Source organism: Comamonas endophytica (genome assembly GCF_023634805.2).
In the GTDB taxonomy this organism is placed as follows: Bacteria; Pseudomonadota; Gammaproteobacteria; order Burkholderiales; family Burkholderiaceae_C; genus Comamonas; species Comamonas endophytica.
In genome coordinates this window covers 2,642,999-2,659,146 of the sequence record NZ_CP106881.1, presented here as the reverse complement: position 1 = coordinate 2,659,146, position 16,148 = coordinate 2,642,999, and the positions used below count along the sequence as shown (strand labels likewise).

The window sequence follows — 16,148 nt, the reverse complement described above, 5'->3', positions numbered from 1 at the left end:
TCCCGTTGTTGTCGCTAGAAAAGTTCAGGCGTGCGCGGCCACCAGCTGCTGCGTCGATGCGCAGGCCGCGCGGTACTGCCGCGCCAGCTCCTCGATGAACGCGCCCGCGGGCTGGATCTGGGCGAGCGCCCCGATGCCCTGCCCGCAACCCCAGATGTCCTTCCAGGCCTTGGGCTTGGAGGTGCCAGCGGCCCAGTTCATCTGCCGCGCCTCGCCCTGCGGCAGGTTGTCCGGATCGAGCCCGGCGCGCGCCAGCGAGGGCTTGAGGTAATTGCCGTGCACGCCGGTGATCAGGTTGGTGTAGACCACGTCATTGGCCGTGCTGTCGAGGATCATCTGCTTGTGGCCCTCGGCCGCGTTGGCCTCCTGCGTGGCGATGAAGGCCGATCCCATGTAGGCCAGGTCCGCGCCCATGACCTGCGCCGTGAGGATGGCGCGGCCGCTGGAGATCGACCCGGACAATGCCACCGGGCCGTCGAACCACTGGCGGATTTCCTGCAGCAGCGCAAAGGGCGACTGCGCGCCCGCATGGCCGCCCGCGCCAGCCGCCACCGCCACCAGGCCGTCGGCGCCCTTCTCTATGGCTTTCCTGGCAAAGCGGTTGTCGATGACGTCATGCAGCACGATGCCGCCCCAGGCGTGCACCGCGTCGTTGATTTCCTTGCGCGCGCCCAGCGAGGAGATGATGATCGGCACCCTGAAGCGCGCGCAGACTTCCATGTCCTGCTCGAGGCGCTCGTTGCTGCGGTGCACGATCTGGTTGACGGCAAAGGGCGCCGCGGGCTTGTCGGGATGCTGGCGGTCGTGTTCCGCCAGCTCCGAGGTGATGCGCTCGAGCCAGACCTCGAGCTGGTCCGCGGGCCGCGCGTTGAGCGCCGGGAAGGAGCCGACGATGCCGGCCTTGCACTGGGCGATGACCAGCTCCGGCGTGGAGATGATGAACAGCGGCGCGGCGATCAGCGGCAGGCGCAGCTTGTCTTTGAGGGCGGGGGGCAGTGCCATGGGAGTCCTGTGATGTGGGTTTTCAGATGCGGCGGTCTGCGCCGGCCCAGTAGGGCTCGCGCAGCAGCCGCTTGAAGATCTTGCCGGTGTCCTCGCGCGGCAGGGCGTCGTGGAAGGTGATGGTGCGCGGAATCTTGTAGTTGGCAATCTTCTCGCGCAGGCGCTGCCCGATGGTGGCCGCATCCAGCGTACGGCCGGGCTTGAGCTGCACCGCGGCGGCCAGCGCCTCGCCGAACTCGGCATCGGGGATGCCGAACACCGCAACGTCGCCGACCTCGTCCATGGCCAGGATGCAGGCCTCGATCTCGGCCGGGTAGATGTTCACGCCGCCGGAGATCACCATGTCGGATTTGCGGTCGCAGATGAACAGGTAGCCGTCCTCGTCGATGAAGCCCATGTCGCCCAGCGTGACCAGGCCATCGCGGCTGATGCCGCGCCGGTCTTCTTCACGGCCTATATAGGTGAAATCCGGCATGGCCGGCTGGCGCACGTAGATCAGGCCGATCTCGCCGGGCGGCAGTTCCTCTCCGCCCTCGCCCACGATCGCCAGCTGCGCGCTGCCCAGCGCCCGGCCTGCCGAGCCCGGCTTGGCCAGCCATTCTCCGGCGGTGATGAAGGTGGTGTAGCCGGCCTCGCTCGAGCCATAGGCCTCGGTGACGACCGGGCCGAGCCAGTCGATCATGCGCTGCTTGAGTCCGCGCGCGCAGGGCGAGCCGGTGGAGGACACCTGCACCAGCGAGCGGATGTCGTACTTCGCGCGCACCTGCGAAGGCAGCGCCAGCAGCCGCTGGTACATGGTGGGCACGAGGTAGGCATGGGTGACGCGGTGCTGCTCGATCAGCTGCAGCGTGCGCTCGGCGTCGAAGCCGGGCTCGAGCACCAGTGTCGCTCCCACCGCGCAGGCGTGCGATGCAAAGGACATCGTCGCGCTGTGGTACATCGGCGCGCTCAGCAGCGCCACGGATTCGGGCGTGGTGCCGTAGACGGTTTTCGCCACCTGGGCTGCTTCGGCATCGACGCGCGCGCGCGCCTCGGGTGCCACCGGCAGGCGCCGCACGCCCTTGGGCCGGCCCGTCGTGCCGGAGGTATAGACCACGGAATTGAAGGGCACGCGCGGGCTGTCGGGCAGCGGCTCGCCCTGCTGGCCCGGCGCCGGCCATTCCTGGGTCGCCACGCCCTCGGCATCCTCGTGCAGCGGCGCCACCAGCAGCGCCACGCCCGCGGGCACGCCGGCGCGGATGGGCTCGACCAGGTCCTCGTGCACCACCAGCACCTGGGCGCCGCTGTCTTCGAGCAGGAACCGCACCTCGCCCGCCTTGAAGTGCCAGTTGAGCGAAACCAGGTAGACGCCCGCGCGCTTGCAGGCGATGACGGTGGCGACATAGCTCGGGCTGTTCCTGAGCATGACGGCCACGGTGTCCCCCTCCCCCACGCCCAGCGCGTTCAGGCTGCGCGAGATGCGCTCGGCCAGCAGCGCCAGCTCGGGCCTGCTCCAGTGCTGATCGCCGAAAACCAGGGAGGGAACCATTTTCTTGCGCGCCGCGCCCAGACGCCATGATTTGAACAGTGTTCAATTTACCCCATACAATGCGCCGCGGCCATCCCCTGGATGCTAGGGACTTCCCTGGTTTACCGCTATTAACAAAGTAGCAAACATGGGGCTTCAAGGGTGCAAGAAATTTCCATGGAAGCTGACAGATCCGGCGCCCCGCGCGTCAAGCCCGAGGGCCAGTGGCACCACGGCAACCTGCGCGAGTCGCTGGTGCAATGGGGCATTGCGCTGCTGCGCGAAGTCAGCCTCGAGCAGCTGAGCCTGCGGCAGATCGCACGCTGCGCCGGTGTGTCGGTGGGCGCGCCCGCACACCATTTCGGCGACAAGGACGGCCTGCTGGCGGCCATGGCGGCCCAGGGTTTCAGGCAGCTGGTGGCGCTGCGCCGCGGCTACCTGGCGCCGCTGCCGGCAGATGACCTGCGCGGCCGGCTGCATGCGCTGGTGCGCGGCTATGTGGAATTCGCCCAGGCCAACGGCCCGCTGTTCGAGCTGATGCTGGGCCCGGGCCTGGCGCGGCGCGGCCAGCACCCCGAGCTGGTCGAGGAAGGCCGTGCCTCCTACCTGTTCTTCTGCGAGGTGGTGCAGCCGCTGCTGCCGCCGCCGGAGCACTGCGCGATGTCGCATGCGGATGCGCTGCAGATGCTCTGGTCCTCGATCCACGGCCTGGCAACGCTGCGCGCGCACCGCCGCCCGGCGCCGGTCAAGGCCAGCCGCTCGCGGACGCTGGACCATCAGGTGGAGACCATGACCCAATTCTGTTTGGCGGCCATTGCAGGATTGCGCGTGCCTTGAGAAAAGCGGTGGCCAAGCGACAAAATAGCACAGAACTATCGAAAACCATGTTGCAATAAATTTTCACAAGCTTAAATTCCATGCATGTCCACTGCTGGAATCGCCATGCAACGTCGTTCTTCTCTTGTTTTTCTGGCGGCATTCGCGCCCGCAGCCTTCATTGCCGGCTGCGCCACTGAAACCTCGCAGCCGCTGGCCGTCACCCAGACCCAGGCCGCGGCCCGCAGCTACCAGGGCGTGCGCCGCCCCATTGCCGTGGGCAGGTTCGACAACCGCTCGAGCTATCTGCGCGGCGCCTTCTCCGATGGCGTGGACCGCCTGGGCAGCCAGGCCAAGACCCTTCTCGTCAGCCATCTGCAGCAGACCGGGCGCTTCGACGTGCTCGACCGCGACAACCTGGCCGAGACGCGGTTCGAGGCCGGCGTGAAGGGCACCGCGCAGCAACTCAAAGGCGCCGACTACGTGGTGACCGGCGATGTCACCGAGTTCGGCCGCAAGGAAGTCGGCGACCGGCAGCTGTTCGGGGTGCTCGGCCGCGGCAAGGCGCAGGTGGCCTATGCCAAGGTGAGCCTGAACATCGTCGACATCCGCACGTCCGAAGTCGTGCGTTCGGTGCAGGGCTCGGGTGAATACGTGCTGTCCAACCGCGAGATCGTCGGCTTCGGCGGCACCGCCAGCTACGACTCGACGCTCAACGGCAAGGTGCTGGACCTGGCGATCCGCGAAGCCGTGGACCGCCTGGGCGAAGCCGTCGATGCGGGGGCGCTGCCGGCGCTGTCCTCCGCCGCGCGTTGAAGGGCCGCGCCATGCGAGCGAACCTCTTGATGCCGACGGCCCCGACGCTGGCCCTGGCCGTGCTGCTGTCGGGCTGCGCCAGCAGTGCGCCGCAGCCGCTGTACCGGTGGGATGGCTACGAAAACCAGGTGTACGGCTATCTCCGCAGCACGGGCGCGACCCGCGCGCAGCAGATCCAGGCGCTGGAGCAAGGCCTGATAGAGAGCGGGGCGCGCAATGCGGCGCTGCCGCCAGGCTACCAGGCGCACCTCGGGCTGCTGTACCTCGATGCCGGCCGCACCGATGAGGCGCTGCGCGCCTGGGAAAGCGAAAAGGCGGCGTTCCCCGAATCGGCGCAGTACATCGACTACCTCATTGGCAACCTGAAGAAGGGAGGCTGACATGCCCGCACATCGTATTCGGCGCGCCTGGCTGGGAGGCGCCGGGCTGCTGCTGTGCGCGTGGCTCACGGGATGCGCCGCGCCGCAACGCACCCAGGACCACAGCGCCTTCATCGCGGCCGATCCGGCCTCGATCCTGGTGCTGCCCCCGCTCAACGATTCGCCCGAAATCGAGGCCGGCGCCAGCGTGCTGTCGCATGCCACCTACCCGCTGGCCGAGGCCGGGTATTACGTGATGCCCGTGGCGCTGGTGCACGAAACCTTCCGTCAGAACGGCCTTGAGATCGCTGCCGACATCCATGCGGTACCGGCGGCGCGGCTCAGGGAGATCTTTGGCGCCGATGCCGCGCTCTACATCACGATCGACCGCTATGGCACCACCTACCAGGTGATCGACAGCGCCACCGTGGTCAGCGCCCGGGCGCGGCTGGTGGACCTGCGCACCGGCAACCTGCTTTGGGTGGGACAGGCCTCGGCCTCGAGCAAGGAAGGCAGCAGCGGTGCCGGGGGAAATCTGACCAGCATGCTGCTCACCGCACTGGTCAACCAGATCATCCAGACCTCTACCGAGGCCGCGCACGGCGTTGCCGGCGTCGCGACCCGGCGGCTGCTGGCGGCGGGCGGACCGGATGGCCTGCGCTTCGGGCCGCGCTCGCCGCTGCACGGGAAGCCGTGAAGGGCCGGCGCCTCAGCCGCCGTGCCCCGGCGCGCGGTTGAGCAGCAGGTTGCGCTTGTCGGCGCTCAGCGACAGGTAGCGCTCGTAGTTGCGCAGGATGTCGGCAATCAGTTCCTCGTGCCGCAGGTATTGGATGTCGTAGCCCTCGCGGCCGTCGGCGAAGAAGGTGATGGGCTCGACCACATGGCGGCGCGCGTTCTCCTCCTCGTCGGTGACCTCGGTCAGGATGTAGCCGGGCAGCTTGCGCTTGACCGGCCGCACGCCATAGACGAAGTCGCGCAGCTCGGGAATGGGAATGACCAGCCGCACCGCCGCTGCGCCCTCCGGCTGTGCCTCGGCGCTGTCGTCGTGCACCACCGCGGGCACGCCCTGGCGCTTCATTTCCTCGGCCACTTCGCGCATCGCGGGCAGCACGGTCTTGTGCAGGAAGGCCTGGATGTCGAGGGCGTCGGGCTGGCGCACGATCAGCTCCAGGCGCTTGCGCCAGTGCTGGCCGTTCCAGAAGCTGGTCGCAGGGGCCCAGTCCTGCGTGGCGTTGCGCAGGTCGGCCTGCATGCCGCGCCACAGCCCTATGCACAGCACCGCCATGATCGCCGCCACCGGCAGCGCCGCCACCAGGGTCAGCGCCTGCAGCGCCTTGAGCCCGCCGGCGAGCAGCAGCGCGATCGCGGTGACGCCCAGCACGCCGGCCCAGAACAGCCGCTGCCACACCGGCGAGCGCGGATGGCCGCGCGAGGCGATGGCGTCGACCACATAGGCGCCCGAGTCCGCCGAGGTCACGAAGAACAGCGCGATCAGCACGATGGCCAGCCAGGACACGGCCTTGGCCAGCGGCAGGTACTCGAAGAAGCGGAACAGCAGCGCATCGACGTTGCTGGCGGACTGCGCCAGCGCGCCCTGCGCCACATGGGTGTCGATCCAGATAGCGCCGTTGCCGAAGGCCGTCATCCACAGCAGGTTGAAGGCCGTGGGAATGACCAGCACGCCGACGATGAACTCGCGCACCGTGCGCCCGCGCGAGATGCGCGCGATGAACATGCCGACGAAGGGCGACCACGACACCCACCAGGCCCAGTAGAGGATGGTCCAGTCGCCGAACCAGCCGGGGTCCTGCGCCGGCTCGTAGGCGAAGGTGCGCAGCGACAGCGCCACCACGCTCGACAGGTAGTTGCCGATGTTCTCGCTGAAGGCCTCGAACAGGTGCACGGTGGGGCCGAAGAACAGCACGAAGCCCAGCAGCACGAAGGTCAGGATCAGATTGGTTTCCGACAGCCGGCGCACGCCCTTGTCCAGCCCCGAGGCCGCCGACAATCCGGCCAGGCCCACGACGATGACGATCACGCCGATGCGGAAGGCCGTGGTAGTGGTGTCCCAGCCCGTGACGATGTTCAGGCCCGCCGCCAGCTGCAGCGCGCCATAGCCCAGCGTGGTCGCCAGCCCGGCAATCGTGCCGACCAGCGCGAAGGTATCGACACCGTGGCCGATCGGCCCGTCGATGCGCTGCTGCAGCAGTGGATACAGGCCCGAGCGCATGGTCAGCGGCAGGTTGTAGCGGAAGCCGAAATAGGCCAGCACCAGTCCCATGACGCCATACACCGACCAGGCATGGATGCCCCAGTGGAAGAAGGTGGAGGTGAGCGCCTCGCGCGCCGCGGCGGGCGTGCCCGCGGCCTGGGTGGGCGGGTTCAGGTAATGCTGCAGCGGCTCGCCCACGCCGAAGTACATCAGGCCGATGCCCATGCCCGCGGCGAAGAGCATCGCGCTCCATGACAGGAAATTGAACTCGGGCTTGGCGTCGTCGGGCCCGAGGCGGATGTTGCCGAAGCGGCTGAACGCCACCATCAACAGAAAGACCGGGAACAGCGACACGACCATGGTGTAGAACCAGTCGAAGTGCGTGATGACCCAGGCCTGTGCGCTGGAGAAGATGCGGTCCGCATGGAGCGGAAACACGCCGCACAGCAGCAGCAGCGCGCCCAGCACCAGCAGTGCTGGAATGACCACTGGCGCCGAGAAGGTCAGCCGCGGCGCGGCGGGTTGGGGGATGGCGGGTTGATCCATGGGCTTCCTTGGGTGGCCGGGTGCTGTCCGGCGGCAGCCTGCTGCGCCGGGTGACGGAAATGGTACCCCTGGTTGCCGCCCCGCTTTCCCAGGCATGGCAGCAAATTGATACATCACGTAAGTTGCACGTCAGGGATGCCCGGCAAAGCCGTTCTCCTGCACATGCCCTGGCGCAGGATGGTCGATTCGGGCCCTGCTTGAAATCACCCTTTCTATGAAAAAACAACCGCACGGATCAGGGCGATTTGCCATTAATCAAACGCCTGGCCCGGGCCCGTCAAATTGTCATACATTTAGTTACGCACTGTCATATGATTGCGGGCATTGCCTATGTACTGCCTATCCATCCCTCCTTTGAAGAGGCCAACCAGCCGTGGCCTGACGCTCATCGAGATCCTGGTGGTCGTCGCCATCGTGGCCATCGTGTCGGCGCTGGCGGCGCCCGATCTGAGCGCGCTGATCAAGAGCAATCGCGTTGCGGGAAAAATCAATGCCTTGAACGCGGACATCAGTTTCGCCAAGACGGAAGCCATCAAGCGCGGCGTCGCCGTCACGCTGTGCGCCTCCGCGGACCAGCTGACTTGCAGCCCGAGCTCCGATCTGGCGCAGGGCTGGATCGTGTTTGCCGACCCCGACGAGAACCAGGCGATCGGCATCGGCGAAGCCATCATCAAGGTGCAGGACAAGCTCAAGGGCGATGACCGCATCGTGCTTTCGGAGTCCCAGACCACGGTTTCCTTCAATCGCAACGGATACATCTACAACCTGCCGAGCTCGGGCATGCAGGTCATCAAGGTGACGACCAGCGATTCGGACCAGCGCAGCCAGCGCTGCCTGACGTTCCAGCGCATAGGCCAGGCCAAGGTCACCAAGGGCGGAGAGCAGACGTGCGCGTAGGATCCAGACAGGCCGGCTTCTCGCTGATCGAGGTCATGGTGTCCCTGGTCGTGGTGTCGCTGGGCATGCTGGGCCTGGCGGGCCTGCTGATCAATGGCGTCGCCGCCACCAAGACATCCCAGCTGCGCAATGCCGCCTCGCTGCAGGTCACGAGCCTGGCGGATGCGATGAGCGCCAACCGCAGGTTCTGGGGTGACACGGAGCTCGGCGAGATCAGCTTCACGGCGCAAGGCACGGTCATCGAATCCCAGCAGAACATCGATCTGGGTGTCTCTGCCGACTGCCTCAACGCCGCCTGCAGTGCCCACCATCTTGCGGCCTATGACGTCAGGACCTGGCTGGCGGCGCTGGACAACCAGCTGCCCGATGCAAGGTCGCAGGTGCATTGCAGCGTCAATTTCGATGCCAAGAACTGCCATGCCACGGTGAAGTGGAACGAGAAGTACTACTCCGGCAGCCAATCGGATGCGGCCGACAGCGCCGCCACTGGCGGCGAGCGCCAATACAGCCAGTTCATCACTCCCTGACATGCGCAGACGACAGCAGCACGGCGGATACACGCTGATCGAACTGATGATTTCGATCGCCATTGGCCTTTTCATTGCCCTGGGCCTGAGCGGTATCTATTTCGTCGCCAAAAGGAATTTCCTCGATCAGGATTCGCTGGGCGCGACGCTGGAAAACCAGCGCTTTGTGTTCACAGTGCTCACGGACCAGGTACAGACCGCCGGGTATTACCCCGAGCCCATGTCCAACAACAGCACGCTGGCGTTTCCCGCGGCCGCCAATTTCGCCGTCGGCAGCTTCCTCTTCGGCTCCGGCAATGCGACTGCAGCCAACGACAGCCTGACCATCCGCTACCAGGCCAGGGCGGCGGACAATCTCTCGAGCTGCACGGGCAGCAAGCACAATGCCGCAGCCGCGGCCACCTACAGCAGCCGATTCGAGGTGAACAGCAGCCAGCAATTGATCTGCACCGACTCGGACAACCGCCAGTCCGTCATCAGCGAGGATGTCGCCGGCTTCAAGGTTCTCTATCTGGCAGATACCGATGGCGACGCCGCGCCAGACCGATACCTCTACGCCAGCAGCGTGACCACCGCCGGTTTGTGGGCCAGCATCCACGCCGTGCAGATCAGCTACAGGAAGATCGATCGCGAAAAGAGCCGGGGAAACAACCTGGTCTATTTGCCCATGACATTCAAGAAGACCATTGCATTGAGAAACCAGGCATGAAGAATTCTCAGCAGGGTCTTGTATTGGTCACCAGCATCATCATGCTGGCCGTGACCACCATCCTGGTGCTTTTTGCTTTTCGCAATAGCTCCATGTATGAAAGGATTTCCGGCAACACCATGGAAAAGGGCCGCTCCTTCCAGGCCGCACAGAGCTCGCTGCGCTTTGCGGAATGGTGGCTGGAGAGAAACAACCTGGGCGAAATTTCCGATTGCGAAACCAGGAATACCGTCGAAAGCCTGGGGGACCTGCGTGTCTGCAGCACCGCGCTGGCATCGGGCACCACACTGCCATGGAGCGGCAGCAGCGTCTTCACCCCCAAGGCCATGGCCATTTCCACCGACGCGGGACTGAATACCGACTCAAGCAAGATCCCGGGCGATGCAAATTACTACGCCAGCCCGGAGTTCTATATCAGCGAACTGGGCAGTACACCGGGAGGCAGGGAAATGCTCTACAGCGTTTCAGGCGCAGGTTTCGGCGCCAATGCCAGCTCCGTCAGCATCGTCGAAAGCACCTTTGCCTTCAAATACCGCACCATCAATCTGGGAGGCCTGTGACATGCAGCCCCATCGCTTCAGCCGCAACCTCCTTGCCTGCAGCATCGCCCTTTCGTGCATGCCGGCCTTCGCGGCCCTGGTCATCGAAGACAACCTCAATGGCGCCTCCTCGAAGTTCGACTGGCAGAGCATCAACGGCGCCTGCCTGACTGCAGGCAACGGCACCGGCAGCATTCCCGCCTGCAAGGGCCTGGCCTATTACTCCGGAAAAACGCTGGTGGGCGGGGAAAAAGGCACGCTGCCCGATGATGTGGGTTCGGGTGCGCTGCGATTGTCCAATGGCGCGCCCAACAGTGGCGACAACGGAAACAACCAGACCGGCGCGGTCTATTCCAAGTTTTCCTTTCCCTCCAATGCGGGCGTGGACATCACCTTCAAGACCGTCACCTATGGCGGCAACAATTTCGAAGGCATCGGCGCGGACGGCATCGTATTTTTTCTCTCCGATGCGGACAAGACCGGTCCCATCGACCGCAACACCAAGGTCGGGGCATTTGGCGGCAGCCTGGGCTACAGCTGCGCCAACGGCAAGAATCCCAGCGACGGCCTTTATGGCGCGTATATCGGCCTGGGCATCGATGAATATGGAAATTTCTCCAACAAGGACGACAACACGTCAAGCGGCAACAACCGCCGCAAGAACCGCGTGACCCTGCGCGGAGCGGGCGACACCAACTGGACCTGGCTGAACAGGAATTATCCGGCCTACTACCCGAGCAGCCTGAACGACAGCAGCCGGGTCAGCGCGGTGCAGAAGGCCTGCGCCAACGGTTATGTCTACGACACCAGGGGCAACAGAAGGGAAGCGCTGCCATACAACTACAACTACATCACTGCCAAGGACCTGAGCGACCCCATCTCCAACCAGCAGGCCATCAGCCTGCCCAAGCGCGGCAATGCCAAGCCCATCACCTATGGGCTGAAGATCACCCAGGACGGGCTGCTGAGCCTTTCCTACAGCTACAACGGCGGCATCGAGACCCCGATCATCGAACGGCAGAGCATTTCCGCATCCAACGGTCCCCTGCCCCGGGCCTTTCGCTTTGGTTTCGCGGCGGGGACCGGCAGCGGCAGCAACGTGCATGAAATCATGTGCTTCAAGGCCGAGCAGATCACCGTATCCGCCACTTCGGCCGGCGCCAACACGCCGCAGTCCGGTCGCGTGCAGGTGGGCTCGCAGCTCTACCTGGCCAGCTACTATCCGAAGAACTGGTGGGGCCAGCTGACGGCCAACGATGTGCTGGTCGATGACGACACCGGCATGCTCACGCTGAGCAACCGCGCCAACTGGGACGCCAACTGCAGGCTGACGGGCGGCAGCTGCGGCGCCACCGGCGGCAACGTCGCGGTACAGGCGCCGGCGGACCGCAAGCTGTTCACCTGGAACGGCGCCGGCAAGGTGCTGAGCTGGCCCAACCTGTCGGCCGCGCAAAAAACTGCCCTGGATGCTTCGGCCAGCAATGCCAGCCGGTCCGACGTGCTGGATTTCCTTCAGGGCACGCGCAGCCAGGAGATGACGACTTCGGGCACGGGAAAGTTCCGCATGCGCGACAGCGTGCTGGGCGACATCATGAACTCGAGCCCGGTCTGGGTAGGCAAGCCCCAGGCGCCCTATGCCAAGGCGTTCGCCGACGCGCTGTATCCCACGGCCACGGCCGCCGAAGGCGCCAGCTACGCGGCCTACGTGAAAGCCAAGGCACAGCGCACCCATGTGGTCTATGTGGGATCCAACGATGGTTTCGTGCATGGTTTTCGCGCCGGGAAGTTCGATGCCAACGGTGCATTCGACAGTTCCCAGAACGACGGCCAGGAGCTGATGGCCTATATGCCGGCGCAGGTGCTGGAGACCATCAACCCTTCGGACAACGACAACCTGCGCTTCGCCTCCACGACCTATGCGCACAATGCCATGGTCGATGCCACGCCGGCCACCGGCGACCTGTACTACGGCGGCGCCTGGCACACCTGGCTGGTGGGCGGCCTGGGCGCGGGCGGCAACAGGACGGGCGTGATTGCCGACAACACCTCGATTGCCACGGGCGCCATCTACGCGCTCGACGTCACCAGTCCGGAGGATTTCCAGGGCACGAACGCGGCGCGCATCGTGCTGGGCGAGTGGAACAGCAGGAACCTGGTCTGCGCCACCGATACCCCGACCGAGAAATGCGCCGACCACCTGGGAAGCACCTATGGCACGCCGCTGATACGCCGCCTGCACAACGGGCATTGGGCGGTGCTGTTCGGCAACGGCCTCAACAGCAAATCGGGCAAAGCCGGCATTTTCGTGATGATCGTCAACAAGGACAGCGGGGCCAGGACCTTGCGCTACCTGAATGCCGGCGAGCCCACCAGAACCGGCAATGACATCACCTCGCGCAACGGCATCACCCAGCTGGCATCGGCCGATCTGGACCTGGACCACATCACCGATTACATCTATGCCGGCGACATGCTGGGCAATCTCTGGCGCTTCGACCTGAGCTCGAACAGCGAAAGCAACTGGCAGGCGCGCACCGCCCCGCTGTTCAGGACCGGCGGCCGGCCGATCACGACCGCGCCCACCGTCACCTCCAGCCTCAGCGGCTCGGATTACCGCGTGATTCTTTCCTTCGGCACCGGAAAGGTCTACCCCCAGACGCTCAATGCCTCTTCGTACGTCGTGCCGGGCAGCCAGTACCTGCTGGGCATCTGGGACCACGACCTCGACAGCTGGAACGCCAGGAGCGGCGTCAAATACAAGGCGCTGTCGGCCGGCAAGACGGCCGACTATGCGGATCTGCAGGCGCAGCAGATCACCGAGGTGGCCCAGGGCAACGCCGCCGTGGGCTACAGCCGCGTGCGCACCGTGTCGCAGAACCGCGTCTGCTGGCAAGGCGCCACCCTGTGCCCGAACGGCAACGACCGATACGGCTGGAAGATGGAGCTGCCCGCGGCCAACGAGCAGGTGATCTACAACCCCACCATCAGCGGCGGGATGCTGGTCGTCAACACCACCATTCCCGAAGTCACGCAGGTGCTGTCGTGCACCGCGCAATCCTCGGCCGGCTTCACCATGGCGCTCCTGCCCGATACCGGCGCGGCGCCCGCCCGATCGTACTTCAAGGGCATCACGGCCGATGGCGGCATCGTTGCCGGCCTCGGGCTCGGCGGCGTGGGCACCACCTCCAACCTGAGCAGCAGCAAGCAGGATTTCATCGTCACCAACACCAACGACGGCAAGGCCAAGATCGTGAACGTGGACAAGACCCTGAGCATCACCCCCAAACGACTGACCTGGATCCAAAGACGATGAGCCTCTTCCCGAACGCCCCGGCGCAGCGCGGCTTCACCTTGATCGAGCTGATGATCACCGTGGCGCTGGTCGGCATCCTGGCGGCCATCGCGCTGCCCGCCTACGACAGCTTCATCCAGAAATCGCGCCGCACCGAAGCCAAGGCTGCGCTGGTGGACCTGGCTTCGCGCCAGCAGAAGTACTACAGCATCAACAACAGGTACACCGCCAGCGCGGCCGACCTGGGCTATGCCGCGCTGCCGGCCAGCACCGCGTCGGGTCTGTACTCGCTGTCCCTGACGGCCGACAGCAGCAGCTACACGGCCAAGGCCACGCCGCAGGGCAGCCAGGCCAAGGACGTGCAGTGCTATGGCTTCGCCATCAACGACGTGGGCAGGAAAAGCAATTTCTCCAGGACCAATGCGGCCCTGACCGCCGATTGCTGGTGACTGCCGTGGCAGCCCCTGGCGCCCTCACACCCCGAGATATGCGTGCCACAGCTGCCGGTCGGCATCGAGTTCCGCCGAACTGCCCTGCCAGACGACATTGCCGCGCTCCAGGATCACATGCCGGTCGGCCAGGCCCACCAGCCGGTGCACGTACTTGTCGACCACCAGCAGCGTCTGCCCCGCCGCCTTGAGCGTCGCCAGGCAGCGCCAGATCTCCTCGCGCACCACGGGCGCCAGGCCCTCGGTGGCCTCGTCGAGGATCAGCAGCCGGGGATTCGTCGACAGCGCGCGGCCGATGGCCAGCATCTGCTGCTCGCCGCCCGAGAGCTGGTTGCCCATGTGGTGCTGGCGTTCCTTCAATCGCGGAAACACGCCGTAGATGCGCTCCAGGCTCCAGGGCTCGCCCGCCGCGTGACGCCGGGACGCAAACGCCACCAGATGCTCGCGCACCGTGAGATTGGGAAAGCAGTGGCGCCCCTCGGGAACGATGGCCACGCCCAGGCGCGCGATGGCATCGGGCGATCTGGCGCGCAGCGATACCCCGGCAAAGCGCAGCTCGCCACGGGTGGGCTTCAAGGCACCGATGATGGTCTTGATGGTGGTGCTCTTGCCCATGCCGTTGCGCCCCAGCAGCGTCACCACCTCGCCGGGCAGGATCTGCAGGTCGATGCCGAACAGCACCTGGCTGGCGCCATAGCCGGCTTCCAGGCCCTCGCAGGCCAGCAGTGGAGTGGTGTTCATGCGCTCGCCCCTTCGGCTGGATCGTTTTCGGTGCCCAGGTACACCGCCTGCACCCGCGCGTCGGCCTGGATCTCGGCCGCCGTGCCGCTGGTCAGCACTTTTCCATAGACCAGCACCGAGATGCGGTCGGCCAGCTGGAACACCGCGTCCATGTCATGCTCGATCAGCAGGATCGCCATGTCCTGGCGCAGGCTCTGGATCAGTTCCACCATCTGCGCCGATTCCACCGGGCCCATGCCCGCCATGGGCTCGTCCAGCAGCAGCAGCTTCGGCGCGCAAGCAATGGCCAGCGCCACATCGAGCTTGCGCTGCGCGCCATGCGGCAGCGTGCCGGCCACGCGCTCCCATTCGGAGTCGAGCCCCACGCGGCAGGCCAGCGCCCGGGCGCGCGCGTGCAGCTCGGTGTCGCTCTCGCGCCGGCGCAGGAACCTGAAGCTCGAGCCCGCATGCGCCTGCACCGCCAGCAGCAGGTTCTCGCCCACGGTCTGCTTCGGAAAGATGCTGGTGACCTGAAAGCAGCGCGACAGGCCCGCGGCCACGCGAAGGTGCGGCGCCAGGCGCGTGAGATCGACGCCGTCGAGCGAAAGCGTGCCGCCATCGGCCGCCAGCAGCCCGGAAATCAGATGCACCAGCGTCGACTTGCCGGCGCCGTTGGGGCCGATCAGCGCATGGATCTCGCCGGCGTTCACCGCGAAGCTCACATGGTCCGTGGCCGTCAAGGCGCCAAAGCGCTTGAGCAATTGGTTGGCGACGAGCAGCGTCATGGGGCGGCCCTCCGCGATGCGAGGGCCGCGAGCCCCTTCGGCGCAAGGAACACCACGCCGATCAGCAGCAGGCCCATGGGCGCATGCCAGTACTCGGTGAACTGCTTGAGCAGCTCCTCGAACACCAGCCACACCGCCACGCCCAGCGGCGCGCCCCAGCGCCGGCCCACGCCGCCGATCACCACCATGACGATGAGCAGCGCCGACTGCGTCCAGTGCATCAGCGAGGGGCTGACGAAGCCGTTCTGCGTCGCCATCAACGCGCCCGCCAGGCTGGCCACGCCGCCGGCCGCGGCAAAGGCGCAGAGCTTGAGCCGGTAGGTGGGATAGCCCAGCGCCTGCATGCGCGTCTCGTTGTCGCGGATGCCTTCGAGCGCGCGTCCGAAATGCGAGGCCTCGAGGCGCCACAGGGCCGGCAGTACCAGTGCAACGATCGCCAGCACCACCCAGTACAAGGGCGCGCCGCTGGCAATGACCGGGTTCTCGCCGCCCAGCAGCTGCAGCGGCGTGTACAGCGTGTAGCCGTCGTCGCCGCCGTACGCGCGCAGCGATACCGCGAGATAGAACAGCATCTGCGCGAAGGCCAGCGTGATCATGATGAAGTACACGCCGCGCGTGCGCAGCGCCACCGCGCCGATGAGCGCCGAAACCACGACGCCGGCCACCAGCGCCAGCGCCCAGACCAGCCAGGCCGAGCCGAAGCCGGCCTCGGCCAGCGCCGCCACCGCATAGGCGCCCACGCCGACGAAGCCCGCATGGCCCAGCGCCACCAGACCCACGCGGCCCATCAGGAAGTTCAGGCTCGCGGCGGCCAGCGCGACGATCATCAGCCGGCGCACGAAGCCGGTGTAGTAATCGAGATCGAACAGCGGCGCGACGACCGGGAACAGCGCCAGGGCCAGCACCAGCAGCGCCAGCGCGATCGAGGGGCCCAGCGTCCTCTTTGCAGAAACATTCGACATGGCAAACCCG

At 66.0% G+C, this 16,148-nt stretch carries 16 protein-coding genes; 10 read left to right on the top strand and 6 right to left on the bottom strand.

Annotated features, from left to right (window positions below; all coding sequences use genetic code 11):
* Nucleotides 1–24: 24 nt before the first annotated feature.
* Together M9799_RS12065 and M9799_RS12060 are read right to left on the bottom strand one after the other, a co-directional pair.
* Nucleotides 25–1,002 carry an NAD(P)H-dependent flavin oxidoreductase gene (locus M9799_RS12065; protein WP_231041921.1) on the bottom strand — a complete coding sequence of 326 codons (978 nt, stop codon included), beginning with the start codon at nt 1,000–1,002 and terminating at the stop codon, nt 25–27.
* A 22-nt stretch (nt 1,003–1,024) separates the two neighbouring features.
* Nucleotides 1,025–2,530 (bottom strand): AMP-binding protein, encoded by a 1,506-nt coding sequence (locus M9799_RS12060; protein WP_231041920.1) that lies wholly within the window; start codon nt 2,528–2,530, stop codon nt 1,025–1,027.
* 156 nt (nt 2,531–2,686) lie between these two features.
* On the opposite strand from M9799_RS12060, the gene M9799_RS12055 reads away from it, so the two are divergent.
* The 4 genes from M9799_RS12055 to M9799_RS12040 all read left to right on the top strand — a co-directional run bounded on the left by M9799_RS12055 (nt 2,687) and on the right by M9799_RS12040 (nt 5,197).
* Nucleotides 2,687–3,346, top strand: a complete 660-nt coding sequence (locus M9799_RS12055; RefSeq protein ID WP_231041919.1) for a TetR/AcrR family transcriptional regulator — start codon at nt 2,687–2,689, stop codon at nt 3,344–3,346.
* Between the two features lie 105 nt (nt 3,347–3,451).
* On the top strand, nt 3,452–4,141 hold the full coding sequence (locus M9799_RS12050; protein ID WP_231041918.1) for a CsgG/HfaB family protein: 690 nt from the start codon (nt 3,452–3,454) through the stop codon (nt 4,139–4,141).
* 11 nt (nt 4,142–4,152) lie between these two features.
* Nucleotides 4,153–4,521, top strand: a complete 369-nt coding sequence (locus tag M9799_RS12045) for a DUF4810 domain-containing protein (protein WP_231041917.1) — start codon at nt 4,153–4,155, stop codon at nt 4,519–4,521.
* 1 nt (nt 4,522) lies between these two features.
* Nucleotides 4,523–5,197, top strand: coding sequence for a DUF799 domain-containing protein (locus M9799_RS12040; protein WP_231041916.1), 675 nt, complete (start codon nt 4,523–4,525; stop codon nt 5,195–5,197).
* A 12-nt stretch (nt 5,198–5,209) separates the two neighbouring features.
* Here M9799_RS12040 and M9799_RS12035 read toward each other — a convergent pair whose 3' ends face one another.
* A complete protein-coding gene (locus M9799_RS12035; protein ID WP_231041915.1) occupies nt 5,210–7,258 on the bottom strand; it encodes a BCCT family transporter in 2,049 nt (682 codons plus the stop codon).
* A gap of 354 nt (nt 7,259–7,612) precedes the next feature.
* On the opposite strand from M9799_RS12035, the gene M9799_RS12030 reads away from it, so the two are divergent.
* Genes M9799_RS12030 through M9799_RS12005 form a run of 6 tightly spaced genes read left to right on the top strand, consistent with a single transcriptional unit; the run spans nt 7,613 to nt 13,671 of the window.
* Nucleotides 7,613–8,155: a GspH/FimT family pseudopilin gene (locus M9799_RS12030; protein ID WP_231041914.1), complete on the top strand. Its 543-nt coding sequence runs from the start codon at nt 7,613–7,615 to the stop codon at nt 8,153–8,155.
* Nucleotides 8,146–8,682 (top strand): type IV pilus modification protein PilV, encoded by a 537-nt coding sequence (pilV, locus tag M9799_RS12025; RefSeq protein WP_231041913.1) that lies wholly within the window; start codon nt 8,146–8,148, stop codon nt 8,680–8,682. The genes M9799_RS12030 and pilV overlap by 10 nt, the downstream gene beginning before the upstream one ends.
* Before the next feature lies 1 nt (nt 8,683).
* Complete coding sequence (locus tag M9799_RS12020; RefSeq protein WP_231041912.1) at nt 8,684–9,391, top strand: PilW family protein; 708 nt, start codon at nt 8,684–8,686, stop codon at nt 9,389–9,391.
* 41 nt (nt 9,392–9,432) lie between these two features.
* A complete protein-coding gene (locus tag M9799_RS12015; RefSeq protein ID WP_231041911.1) occupies nt 9,433–9,951 on the top strand; it encodes a pilus assembly PilX family protein in 519 nt (172 codons plus the stop codon).
* A 1-nt stretch (nt 9,952) separates the two neighbouring features.
* Nucleotides 9,953–13,243, top strand: coding sequence for a pilus assembly protein (locus M9799_RS12010; RefSeq protein ID WP_231041910.1), 3,291 nt, complete (start codon nt 9,953–9,955; stop codon nt 13,241–13,243).
* Entirely contained in the window at nt 13,240–13,671 is a 432-nt protein-coding gene (locus tag M9799_RS12005) for a type IV pilin protein (RefSeq protein ID WP_255662378.1), read from the top strand. The genes M9799_RS12010 and M9799_RS12005 overlap by 4 nt, the downstream gene beginning before the upstream one ends.
* A gap of 24 nt (nt 13,672–13,695) precedes the next feature.
* On the opposite strand, the gene M9799_RS12000 is transcribed toward M9799_RS12005, so the two are convergent.
* Genes M9799_RS12000 through M9799_RS11990 form a run of 3 tightly spaced genes read right to left on the bottom strand, consistent with a single transcriptional unit; the run spans nt 13,696 to nt 16,138 of the window.
* Nucleotides 13,696–14,397 (bottom strand): ABC transporter ATP-binding protein, encoded by a 702-nt coding sequence (locus M9799_RS12000; RefSeq protein ID WP_422688580.1) that lies wholly within the window; start codon nt 14,395–14,397, stop codon nt 13,696–13,698.
* Nucleotides 14,398–14,408: 11 nt separating this feature from the next.
* On the bottom strand, nt 14,409–15,176 hold the full coding sequence (locus M9799_RS11995; RefSeq protein ID WP_231041908.1) for an ABC transporter ATP-binding protein: 768 nt from the start codon (nt 15,174–15,176) through the stop codon (nt 14,409–14,411).
* The gene (locus M9799_RS11990) at nt 15,173–16,138 is read right to left on the bottom strand and encodes a branched-chain amino acid ABC transporter permease (protein ID WP_231041907.1); all 966 of its coding nucleotides are present in this window, start codon (nt 16,136–16,138) and stop codon (nt 15,173–15,175) included. The genes M9799_RS11995 and M9799_RS11990 overlap by 4 nt, the downstream gene beginning before the upstream one ends.
* Nucleotides 16,139–16,148: the final 10 nt, after the last annotated feature.